Origin of the sequence: Listeria kieliensis, from assembly GCF_003369925.1 — a bacterium.
Classification (GTDB): domain Bacteria; phylum Bacillota; class Bacilli; order Lactobacillales; family Listeriaceae; genus Listeria; species Listeria kieliensis_A.
Genome location: NZ_LARY01000002.1, coordinates 857,851 through 869,284, shown reverse-complemented (window position 1 = coordinate 869,284; position 11,434 = coordinate 857,851). Strand labels below are relative to the sequence as shown.

At 35.2% G+C, this 11,434-nt stretch carries 13 protein-coding genes; all 13 read left to right on the top strand.

What is annotated here, in order from left to right:
* Positions 1-108: 108 nt before the first annotated feature.
* From UR08_RS10040 to UR08_RS09980, 13 genes are read left to right on the top strand one after another with little or no spacing between them, the layout of a single operon-like run.
* On the top strand, positions 109-726 hold the full coding sequence (locus UR08_RS10040; protein WP_240616070.1) for a DUF5067 domain-containing protein: 618 nt from the start codon (positions 109-111) through the stop codon (positions 724-726).
* Positions 727-746: 20 nt separating this feature from the next.
* A complete protein-coding gene (locus UR08_RS10035) occupies positions 747-2,015 on the top strand; it encodes a nucleotide sugar dehydrogenase (protein WP_115753498.1) in 1,269 nt (422 codons plus the stop codon).
* Positions 2,016-2,054: 39 nt separating this feature from the next.
* Positions 2,055-2,693: a sugar transferase gene (locus UR08_RS10030; protein ID WP_115753788.1), complete on the top strand. Its 639-nt coding sequence runs from the start codon at positions 2,055-2,057 to the stop codon at positions 2,691-2,693.
* Positions 2,694-2,737: 44 nt separating this feature from the next.
* Entirely contained in the window at positions 2,738-3,502 is a 765-nt protein-coding gene (locus UR08_RS10025; protein WP_338067040.1) for a WecB/TagA/CpsF family glycosyltransferase, read from the top strand.
* A complete protein-coding gene (locus UR08_RS10020; protein WP_115753497.1) occupies positions 3,492-4,316 on the top strand; it encodes a LicD family protein in 825 nt (274 codons plus the stop codon). Before UR08_RS10025 ends, UR08_RS10020 begins: the two co-directional genes overlap by 11 nt.
* A 5-nt stretch (positions 4,317-4,321) precedes the next feature.
* A complete protein-coding gene (locus UR08_RS10015) occupies positions 4,322-4,756 on the top strand; it encodes an FAD synthase family protein (protein ID WP_115753496.1) in 435 nt (144 codons plus the stop codon).
* Between the two features lie 37 nt (positions 4,757-4,793).
* Positions 4,794-6,335, top strand: coding sequence for a lipopolysaccharide biosynthesis protein (locus tag UR08_RS10010; protein WP_165849984.1), 1,542 nt, complete (start codon positions 4,794-4,796; stop codon positions 6,333-6,335).
* A gap of 34 nt (positions 6,336-6,369) precedes the next feature.
* On the top strand, positions 6,370-7,413 hold the full coding sequence (locus UR08_RS10005) for a glycosyltransferase family 4 protein (protein WP_115753494.1): 1,044 nt from the start codon (positions 6,370-6,372) through the stop codon (positions 7,411-7,413).
* Positions 7,410-8,099 carry a YveK family protein gene (locus UR08_RS10000; RefSeq protein ID WP_115753493.1) on the top strand — a complete coding sequence of 230 codons (690 nt, stop codon included), beginning with the start codon at positions 7,410-7,412 and terminating at the stop codon, positions 8,097-8,099. The genes UR08_RS10005 and UR08_RS10000 overlap by 4 nt, the downstream gene beginning before the upstream one ends.
* Before the next feature lie 18 nt (positions 8,100-8,117).
* Positions 8,118-8,822, top strand: coding sequence for a CpsD/CapB family tyrosine-protein kinase (locus tag UR08_RS09995; protein ID WP_115753492.1), 705 nt, complete (start codon positions 8,118-8,120; stop codon positions 8,820-8,822).
* Between the two features lie 18 nt (positions 8,823-8,840).
* Positions 8,841-9,632 carry an accessory Sec system protein Asp2 gene (locus UR08_RS09990; protein WP_240616069.1) on the top strand — a complete coding sequence of 264 codons (792 nt, stop codon included), beginning with the start codon at positions 8,841-8,843 and terminating at the stop codon, positions 9,630-9,632.
* 45 nt (positions 9,633-9,677) lie between these two features.
* Complete coding sequence (locus tag UR08_RS09985) at positions 9,678-10,946, top strand: hypothetical protein (protein ID WP_205757239.1); 1,269 nt, start codon at positions 9,678-9,680, stop codon at positions 10,944-10,946.
* Positions 10,927-11,172: a helix-turn-helix domain-containing protein gene (locus UR08_RS09980; protein ID WP_240616068.1), complete on the top strand. Its 246-nt coding sequence runs from the start codon at positions 10,927-10,929 to the stop codon at positions 11,170-11,172. Before UR08_RS09985 ends, UR08_RS09980 begins: the two co-directional genes overlap by 20 nt.
* The last annotated feature ends 262 nt before the right edge of the window (positions 11,173-11,434 follow it).

The following is an 11,434-nucleotide window of genomic DNA, read 5'->3' as shown; positions in this document are numbered from 1 at the left end:
AGATTTTATCCTGATTTATAAAACTAGATTATTTATTTTCAAGCAACTAAAAGGCTATAGAATTAAAATAAATAGACGGAATTTGGAATTTTGAAAGGAATGCTGAATTTGAAAAAAGTAATATTAATTATCTCAACACTCTTATTAAGTGTTTCACTTACTGCTTGTTCAACAAGTGGAGATACAAGTAAAGAGGAAAAAACGAAAACAAATAAATCAACAAAAACAGTTGAAACAAAGAAAAAGGTAGATAAAAAGACAACAACAAAAAATGAAGCCAAGAATGAGGAAGCAAATAAAACAGCAGCAACAAAAGACGAAGCAAAGAAAAGTAAAACAAGCGAAACAGCAACAAAAAATGAAGTAAACAAAAAGGTGGAAACAGCGGATGGTTTTGATATTGAAGTAACAGGTGTTAAAACAAGTTTCGGTCAGTCTACCGATAAGAAAAATATGCTTGAAGTCTCTTTTGAGATTAAAAATACATCGGATAAAGACAGTTTGGGACGTAGCGCATTTGATTTTCTAGTAGAAGGAGATAATGGCAAAACATATGAAGCTTATTCTATGGAAGCTCGTAATTTTGGTGATGCAATTCCTGCTGGAAAAACTCTTAAAGGAACAGGCTACTATGAAATCCCTGCAAGTGTAAAAGCAGTGACTGTTTACTATGCTCCACAAGGTAAAAAAATGGCGCAATGGCAACTTACAGTACCAGAAAAATAATGGCAGAAAGGTGATTTTAAATGAATGTAAATGTAATTGGGTTAGGCTATATAGGTCTTCCAACTTCGATTGTATTTGCAAAGCACGGTATTAAAGTACGTGGGATTGATACAAAGCAAGATGTTGTTGACCGGTTAAATGGTGGGCAAATCCATATCGAAGAAGCTGGGCTAGAAGAATTATTTCAACAGGTTTTACAAGACGAGATGTTTCAAGCTGCCACACAGCCAGGTAAAGCAGACGCATTTATTATTGCAGTGCCAACTCCTAATCGAAATGATGAATTTAGAAGTTGTGATGATCGATACGTAGTTTCTGCTCTAGAAGCTATACTCCCCATTTTAGAACCAGGGAATTTAGTCGTTGTCGAATCAACCATTGCACCACGGACGATGGAAGATATTGTTCAACCCATGATTGAAAAAGCTGGATTTCGCGTAGGTGAAGATATTTTCCTAGCACATTGTCCAGAACGTGTTTTACCAGGTAATATCATGCATGAAATGATTTATAATCCACGAATTATTGGTGGAATGACAGAAGCGTGTACTGAGAAAGCTGCAGAACTTTATGGGCGTTTTGTAAAAGGTGAACTCATCCGTGCGAAAGCTGGTGAAGCTGAGCTCAGTAAATTAATGGAGAATACTTTTCGTGATGTAAATATTGCTCTTGCCAATGAACTTGCAAAAATTGGTCAAGAACTTGATATTAATCCTTTGAAAGTTATTGAAATGGCAAATATGCATCCGCGCGTGAACTTACATCAACCAGGTCCAGGCGTTGGCGGGCATTGTCTTGCTGTCGATCCATACTTTGTTATTGCAGCGGCACCCAAAGTATCGCCGCTTATCCAAACTGCTCGAGCTATTAATACAAGTATGCCTGAATATGTTGTGCAAAACGTGCGTAACTTGATGAGCGATAAGTCTAATAAACGTGTTACGTTATTTGGTTTAACTTACAAAGGCAATATTGATGATGTAAGAGAAAGTCCGGCGATGGAAATTAAAGAAATGCTTGAACAAGAATTTGACGTGCGTATTTTTGAACCGCATGTAACTAATATGAATATGACTGGTGAGGAAGCTTGTGAAGATAGTTCGTTGATCGTTGTATTAAGTGATCACGATGAATTTCGGAATATTCCAAAATCATTTACCGATAATATGAGTCAAGCAGTTGTATTTGATACAAAAAATGTTGTAAGTACTGTGGCAAAAGATGTGAAGTATTTTAACTATGGTTCTCTATATGAAGCCAAATATGAGCAAAATAAAGTAACTGTTTAACAAGGGGGAGAAAGATAAGTGGAAAAAACAAGCTTTAAGATGCAACAGGGTGTGCAACTTTCAAGCGAAAAACCGCTTTATGACAAAATCTGGCGACTATGTGATATTTTGGCAGCTGTTGTTGCACTCATCATTTCCTCTCCGCTTTTTCTTATGATTGCTCTTTTAATTAAGATCGAAGACTGGCGTGCACCAGTATTTTTCAAGCAACAGCGGGTAGGAAAAAATGGTCGTAGATTTCAAATGTATAAATTCCGATCCATGCACGTTGACGCTGAAGCGCAATTAGCTAAACTCAAGGCGCAAAATGAAATGGACGGCCATATGTTTAAGATGAAAGATGATCCACGTATTACGAAGATCGGAAAATGGATCCGTAAAACGAGTTTAGATGAGTTTCCACAGTTTTTAAATGTTCTAAAAGGCGAAATGTCTTTTGTAGGTCCTCGCCCACCACTCGTTACTGAATATGCTAAATATAGTGCATATGAAAAGCAACGTATGTTAGTGACGCCCGGATGTACAGGTCTTTGGCAAGTAAGTGGACGTAACAATTTAAGCTTTCAACAAATGGTTGAATTGGATTTGGAATATATCGACAAAAGAACTTTAGGGTTGAATATTAAAATTATTTTACTAACTTTCAAAGAGTTTACAAGTAAAGGTAGTGGCGTTTAAAGGTATAGGACGCAAATTAAGAAAGAAGAGGAGAGATTAAAGGTTTGAGAATTGAACTACTAGGCAGCTATTTAGATTGTCTTACCATGTCAGAAACATTGGAAGAAATAGAGCGAATCATAGATGCACGCAAGCCTACTCAACATGTAGTAATTAATGCAAACAAAATCAATCTTATGTATCAAGATGAAAAGCTAAGACAAATTGTGAATAGTGCACCACTGATTAATGCCGACGGTTCTTCGATTCTCTTAGCTGGAAAAATCCTTGGTCATAAAATTCCAGAACGTGTAACGGGTATCGATCTATTTGAAAAGTTACTAGATATTAGCGTTGTAAAAGGCTATCGACCGTTTTTTTTAGGAGCAACTCAAGAAGTTATTGAAACACTTCAAACACACTTTCAAGAAAAATATCCTAACATGTCCTTCGCAGGCTTTCGAAATGGCTATTTTCAGACGGAGGAATCGAGTGAAGTTGTCAGGCAAATTCGTGAAAGTAAGGCCGATATTTTGTTTCTAGGTTTTTCTAGCCCGCAAAAAGAATATTGGGCGAATGAGTATTTAAATGAACTTGATGTACCTTTTGTGATGGGAGTCGGCGGAAGCTTTGATGTTATTGCGGGAAAAACGACACGTGCTCCAAAATGGATGCAGAAGCTAGGTATGGAATGGTTTTATCGCTTTATACAAGAACCAAAGCGGATGTTTAAACGATATTTTGTTGGCAACCTACAATTTTTAGGTCACATTTGCAAGGCAAAAGTTCAAGGCTTGCAAAAAAAGCGAGGGAATAAAAGTGCAAACTGAACAAGAAATTTTGGAGAGATTAAAACAAACTGAACTAAGCATTTTGATCGAAGTTGCAGAGCTATGTGATAAATACAAATTAAAGTATTACTTGATGGGTGGAACTCTTCTTGGGGCTGTGAGACATGGCGGATTTATTCCTTGGGATGATGATATTGATATTGCTATGCCGCGAGCAGATTTTGAAGCTTTTCAAGAAATAGCCGCTCGTGAGTTACCAAAATCTTTATTTCTACACTATGGCACAACAGATCCCCACTATTATTTACCAATTATTAAAATTAAAAAGAATCATACTGTTTTTCAAGAGGAAAACATTTCTGCGAAAGTGCGGCATAGCGGGATTTTCATTGATATCTTTCCGCTTGATGATGTAGCAAAAGATCATGGTGCTTTCTTTCATATAAAAGGTCGAATCATAAAGCACTTGAAAGGCCTACTCTTTTTAAAAGAAAATGCAAAAACAGCTGCAGGAAACATAGGAATAGCAAAGAAATTGATGCTTGGGCTTGCCCGACCAATTTCTACGAAAAGGGTTTTTAGTTGGCTTACCGGGATAATGAAATACGGGCAAAATGAAGACGCACCTTACTATGTCAATTATGGGAGTCAATACGGCTATCAAAAACAAACAATGTTAAAAGAAATCTATGACCCGGCAGAAGTAGTTCAATTTGAAGGTTATAACTTTAAAGCGCCTAAACAGACAGCTCTTTTTTTGAAAAAGATTTATGGCGAGAATTACATGGCGCTTCCTCCAGTTGAAAAACGAATTACCCATAAGCCAACCCGAATCCAGTTTGAAGAGGAGTAAGTTGAATGAAGAAATATAAAGTAGGACTAACGACTGGCGTTTTTGATTTATTCCATGTCGGTCATCTCAATATTTTAAAGCAAGCAAAAGATCAATGTGATTTTCTAATCGTTGGCGTAAGTACAGATGAATTTGTTGAAGCTTATAAGAATAAAACGCCAGTTGTACCATTTGAAGATCGGAAAACGATCGTTGAAGCACAACGAGATGTTGATTTAGTAATTCCTCAAACCAGTCATGCAAGTAAACTCGATATAATCGATAACTACGATGTTGAAGTCATGTTTCATGGGAACGACTGGAAAGGAAGCTCAACTTTTGTTGAATTAGAAAGAGAATTAAAACGTCGTAATGTAGATGCTGTTTACTTCGAATATACTGCCGGTGTTTCATCTACGCAGCTTATTGAGCGAATTAAACAAACGATCAGTACTAGTTAAAAATGCATGTAAAAAAGTGAAGGAAGTTGTTGAAAAGGTGTCACAAACAAAAACAGAATATGTTGTTAAAAACTTAATGATTGGCAGTATCACACAAGTTATTTTCTTACTACTTAGCTTTGTTAACCGAACGATTTTTATTTACTATCTTGGAAAAGAATATCTTGGACTTGATGCACTCTTTACAAACATTTTAACGGTGCTTTCCTTCGCAGAATTAGGCATTGGGAACGCAATAATATTTAGTTTGTATAAAAGCATGGTTGATCAAAATAAAACGCGTATAAAAGCGATTATGGAACTTTATGCGAAGGCTTATCGAACGATTGGTCTTGTCGTCTTCTTAGTTGGAATGCTAATCATGCCATTTCTCAAATATTTAATTAAGGATCAACCCAATATACCTGAGAATATTCATTTTATTTATTTCTTATTTTTATTAAACACTTCAATTTCTTATCTGTTTTCATACAAGAAAGCAATTTTTTCAGCAGATCAAAAAGAATATGTGATCAATGTTTGTCAGCAAATATTCTTTTTTCTGCAATCTGCTGCGCAGTTAATTTATCTTTACTTTACGCGTGATTATATTGGTTTTGTCATCATTCAAGTCATCGGGACTTTTAGTTTGAACTTGTTTTTGGCAGCTTACGCCAATAGAAAATATCGATTTTTGACAGGAAAAACCATCCAGAAATTAGAAAAATCCGAAACACGAACTATTTTTCAAAACGTTAAAGCACTTGCAATGTATAAATTTGGTTCGATTATCATAAATAGCACAGATAGCGTCATTATTTCAGCTTTTCTAGGCCTTAGTGTAGTAGGGATTTATTCCAACTATTTACTAATTATCTCGGCGGCAGTAACGGTTCTTTCAAGAGCGCTTAGTTCCATTACGGGCAGTGTGGGACATTTAAATACTAGCACAGATAAAGATCGAAAAGAAAAGGTGTTTAAACAATTGTTTTTCATGGTTTCTTGGATCTATTTCCTTTGTGGAATCATGCTTTACAATGTCATCAATCCATTTATTTCACTTTGGATTGGGGATAGCTATTTACTTGGAAAAGGGACACTTCTAGTCATTATCATCAGTTTCTATGTGAATGGCATGCAGTTTGCGGCATACACTTATCGAACAACAATGGGGCTTTTTAGACAAGGTCGCTTTGTTCCGATTGCGATGGCGATACTGAATATCATTTTATCTCTTATATTTGTTCAGTATTGGGGACTTGTAGGTGTGTTAGTTGCAACGATTATAGCGAGACTCTTGACAACAACACTTGTGGATCCTTATCTAGTTTACCGATTAGGATTTGAAAAAAGTGTTTGGGATTATTTCAAGATGTACGGAATTTATGTAGTAATAACCGCGGTAATTTTTGTGGTTTCACTACCAGTAATGGATTTGATTTATAGAGGAAGTTGGTTTTCCTTTATCTTGGCAGCCGTTATTCTGTTCTTTTTAATAAATCTACTATATGTACTGATTTTCTATAGAACAAAAGAATGTCAGGCGGTTATTATGCGGATACGTAACATGATAAGCGGAAGAAAACGAATTAAACAATAATACCTAAATGGAAAGAAAAAGGAAGTGAAAACATATGAAAGTCATAGTTGTTGGGCCAGATAGTGAAGCAAAAGGTGGAATTGCTACAGTGATCCGCAATTTTGAAACCTATTTTAATTATAACGACGTAGAAATGACATTTTTAACTACTTGGCAAGAAGGATCGAAATGGCTTAGGTTAAAGCAGGCTTGGCGGAGCTTCCGGGAATTGCGTCGTGAAATTAAAAAGCAGAAAACAATTATTCATTTACACGTAGCTCAAGATGGGAGTTTCTATAGAAAAGCTATATTATTACTAGCAAGCTATAAAAAGGCAACGGTGATTATGCATATGCATGCTTCACAATTTGATGTTTTTTACAAAAAGCAAAACAATTGGATGAAAAAATGGATTAGAAGTATTTTTAATAAAGCAAACAGCATAGTGGTTTTGAGTGAAGAATGGCGAGAATTTTACGAACAATTAACGGAAACACCAATTACAATTATTGCTAATGCTGTTCCAATCCCTGAAGTAGACTTGTACCAAAAAAATGCAAAAAAAATTGTTACATTTGGTCGAATCGGCCATCGTAAAGGCAGTTTTGATATTTTGCAAGTGGCAAAGCAAATCTATACGAAGCATCCAGATTATCAGTTTGTCTTATATGGAGACGGTGAGATTGAAAAGACACAACATGAAATTGAGCGTATGAATCTTTCTAATGTCACACTTGGAGGTTGGATCACAGATTCAGAAAAAATGGAGGTTTTGCGTGAGTCAATTATTCACTTGCTTCCTTCCTATCATGAAGGGTTACCAATGGCAATTTTAGAGACGATGGCATCAGGAATTCCTAATATTGCTAGCCGTGTGGGAGGAATCCCTCAAGTTATAACGGAGCAAAATGGTCGCTTAGTGGATGCTGGAGACATTTCTTTGATTACAGAAGCACTTGAGGAATTGCTAAATGATGCTGAAAAGCGAAAGCTCCTCTCACAAAATGCACGAGAAACCATTTTTGAACGGTTTTCGATTGAAGCCTACATGCAACAATGGCATGATCATTATCAAAATTTAGAAAGGGTAAGACTATGAATCAAGAATTTAGTGTTAGTGAGTTAATTTATGCGTTATTAAAACATAAGTGGACGTTGACCATATCAAGTGTAGTTGGACTTCTGTGTGCGCTGTTTGTTTCTCTTTTTCTTATCACACCAAGTTATCAAATGACATCACAAGTTTTAGTAGTACCAAGTAATACAGAAGAGAGTGCAGTCTCGCAAAATGCAGAGGTACAGGCTAACTTACAGATGATTAATACTTATAAAGCGCTTATCAAAAGTCCAAAGGTGCTAAATAAAGTAAATCAAGAACTGGAAAATAAGTTTTCGGTAGGAGAACTTAAAGAAAGTATTCAACCAATAACAGAAGAAAATTCACAAATAATAAATATTGTCGTTACATCATCTGATTCGAAGGATGCTGCAATAATTGCTAATACCGTTGCAAAAGAGTTTGTAAATGTGACTCCTCAAATGATGAAAGCTAATAATTTAGAGCTTCTGGATCAAGCTAACGTGAATGCGAATGTTAGTCCTATTTTCCCGAGAAATTCGATTTTTGCATTAGGTGGACTTATATTAGGATTTTTAGGTGGAATTATCATTGTAGCTTGCATTACCATTTTCTCGAATAAAGTTAAATCTGAAGCCGACCTGGCAGACTTAGACACATTAGTTTTAGGAACAATAGGGCGTATCAAAGATTATTACCCAGAATAAGTAAAAGGATGGATAAACATGAAAAATAAAGTAAATAAGAAGGATTTACGAAATCGATTAGTTGCAATTTATGAACCAAGTTCTGGACAAGCTGAATATTTTCGAACACTCAAAACTAATATTGACATGGTAAGCCTTGATATAAACTTGCAATCTTTACTGATTACTTCGCCTACTCAAGACAGCGGGAAAACAATGATCGCAAGCAACCTTGCAGCAACTTACGCACAATATGACAAAAAGATTTTATTAATGGATTTGGATTTGCGGAAGCCATCTATGGGATACACTTTTCCGCAAACTCGGACATCAATTGGTCTTTCAGGGTTGCTTGATGTGAGTGCTGATTTTAAATTGGAAGACGCTATTGTACAAATTAATGATACAAATTTGTATGCACTTCCGGTAGGCGTGAAGATCGCTTCACCCCATACAATTTTAAATTCAAAAAGACTAGAAGACATTATTGCAGAGCTTAAAGAGCAGTTTGACATGATTATTATTGACACGCCACCTATTTTGGCTGTAACGGATGCTCTTGTATTATCTAAATTTGTAGATCGCTGTGTAATGGTTGTGAAGAATAACTACTCCCGTAAGGATGAAGTGAAAAAAAGTATTAATTTGTTATCTGAACTAGACTCGAAATATTTAGGAGTCGTCTTTAATAATGCTGAAATGAAGGAAAAAGAATACTATTACTACGGAGAAAGCAAAGAATAGGAATAAAGGAGAGTCAAAGTGATTAATACTATAAAAAAGTTTTTGAGTCGTATGTATATTTTAGTGACATTGTTTTTCGAAAAACAATTTAAAACGCCAGATTGTACGCTGCGCTATTTATTATTTAAAAAGAAAAAAACAAAACGTTTGCTTGTTATTTTTTCCTCGTACCCTGGAAAAGATCGTCCAGCACGTTATAACTATATTTTGAAGTTTAAAAAACTGAGAACTTCACGACTTTATATTTTGGATAACTTTGGTTTTGATAAGCGGGGAGCTTACTATCTTGGAGAAAATAAAGATTTCTATATTGAACGAGCTGTACACGAATTGATTGAATCCGTTCGTAAAGAGCTTGAATTGGAAAAGGAAAATGTGATTTTAACGGGGTCTAGTAAAGGTGGATTTGCTGCTATGTATTTTGAAAATAAATATAATTACGGTGCCTCCGTTGTTGGCGCTCCTCAAGTTCGACTAGGAAATTACTTGCGACTTGATTGGCACAAACAAATTTTCGAATTCATTATGGGTGAGGTAAATGATCAAAATTGTGATTTTCTAAATGACTTACTCTTCGATATGATCAATCAAAAAGAGACAAAGCCGAATATTTCTATTCACGTAAGCAAACAAGAGAGCATGTACACGAAACATGTCGTACCGCTTTTGGACTTTTTAGAAGATGTTGATTGCGATCTTGACCTCGATTTTGGTAATTATAAAAATCATTCAGATGTTGGACCGCATTTCGCTAACTATGCACTTAAACAAATTCCGTTACTTTTTAAGAAACTGGAACAAAAAAATTGACACGATTTAGTAGAAAAATGAGTTTAAAATAAAGGACAGATTACCATGCTATTTTTTATGATTTTATTTATCCTCGTTCTCTTTTCAGGCTTATTACAAAATATTATTCCTGTTATGGGAACGATCAACAACTTAATAGGGTTTCTGTTCATGGGGCTTGCACTTTATAAAGTGTTCTACCAAAATGCACGTGGCAGGAAAACAATAACACGCACAGGGATTTGGGTAATACTTACAGTTATTGTTCTCTTCATGATTGCCCTTATTCCAAACCTTGCTCTGCACGAACATAATCTTCTCAAGGAACAAGTGATTACTTTTTATGGGGATATCAAGTTTTTGATAATTTTCTTTTGTGGAAAATATTTCTTTGGTGGCATTGATTTACGAGGGACAGTTCTTTGGATGAAGCGCATTTCACTACTCTTTACCATTTCATGCTTTCTGGCATATGGACTGAATTTGGTAGTTCCGTTTTTAGATTCATTTGATACGCGTTTTGGGATTCATACCTATTCATTTGGTTTTGGGCATCCAGCACAATTTGCCTTAGTTGTTATTATATTTAGTGCAATTCGGTTTTTGTTTGCTTTGCTAGAAAAAACGACTCCACCTTATGTTTATCTGATTTCGAATTTTGTGCTGATTTTTATTGCAGGCAGAAGTACTTCGATCGGATTCTATATTTGTTTTCTTATATTAGCTTTTGTTCTTCCATACCTTAAACGAATTCCATTTAGTTTTGCTGGAATTCTTGGTGCAGTATTTATCTGGTTTGCTTGGGATCGGATTATGAATCAGATTTTTGGTTCAACGGGTGAAGCTCGAGGTTTGTTGCTTAGAACATCTATCCAAATCGCTAAAGAACATTTCCCATTTGGAGCAGGGCTAGGAATGTTTGGATCACATGCGGCTCGAGTTCATTATTCTCCCATATTTGCTAGATATAACCTTGATAGTGTTTGGGGGCTTTCTCCTAATAATCCACAATTTGCAACGGATTCTTACTGGGCGATGATTATTGGGGAGTTAGGATTTTTAGGTGCAATTTGTATGCTCATTTTATTTGGATTAACAATAGGTGTAATTTGGGTTGGTTTGAAAAATTTAAAATCAAAAATAAAAATGATCGTAGTTTTACCATTCTTTTATGCGATTATTACAAGTCCAATAGATACAATCATGGCATCTAAAAGTATTGTCATCGTTATGTTTGCAGTTTTATATATGTTTTTCATTTGTAAAAATTTATTAGAAAACACATCTTTGTGTGGAGATGAAGGAGGGGATGTTTATGACGATAGAGATTTCTAAAAAAGAACAGCTGGAATTTTTAGATGCGTATTTTTTATCAACAGCTGAAGCGATTGAAATGCTACAAATTTCGAAACAAAATTTTTATTCACTAGTTAATCGCAATAAAATACAGCGAATCAAAAAAAATGGCGTTGTTTTATACTTTCGCGATGAGATTTTAGAAAGACTGGATAATCAAAATGTGCTTAGAAGAAAGTATCGACCATTTGAATATCAAGACTAGAAATACTAAACAGGATCTAAGCAGAATTGCATCTTAGATCCCGTTATTCAGTTTTAAATCAAAAAAGATTTTTTTGTTTCACATAAAAAATTAATATTCTCTATTTGAAAATGGGAACTTTGATCAACTTGCCGAAGATTGGCTTAAAAGTCAATCTTTGTCAGGTTTTTTTTTATTTGATTTTCGTCTAGAACAGGGTTTCAAGTTGCTTTTGGAATGGGTGTTTATGAAGGAAAGTTTATCGTTTGGGCGAAAACCCTGA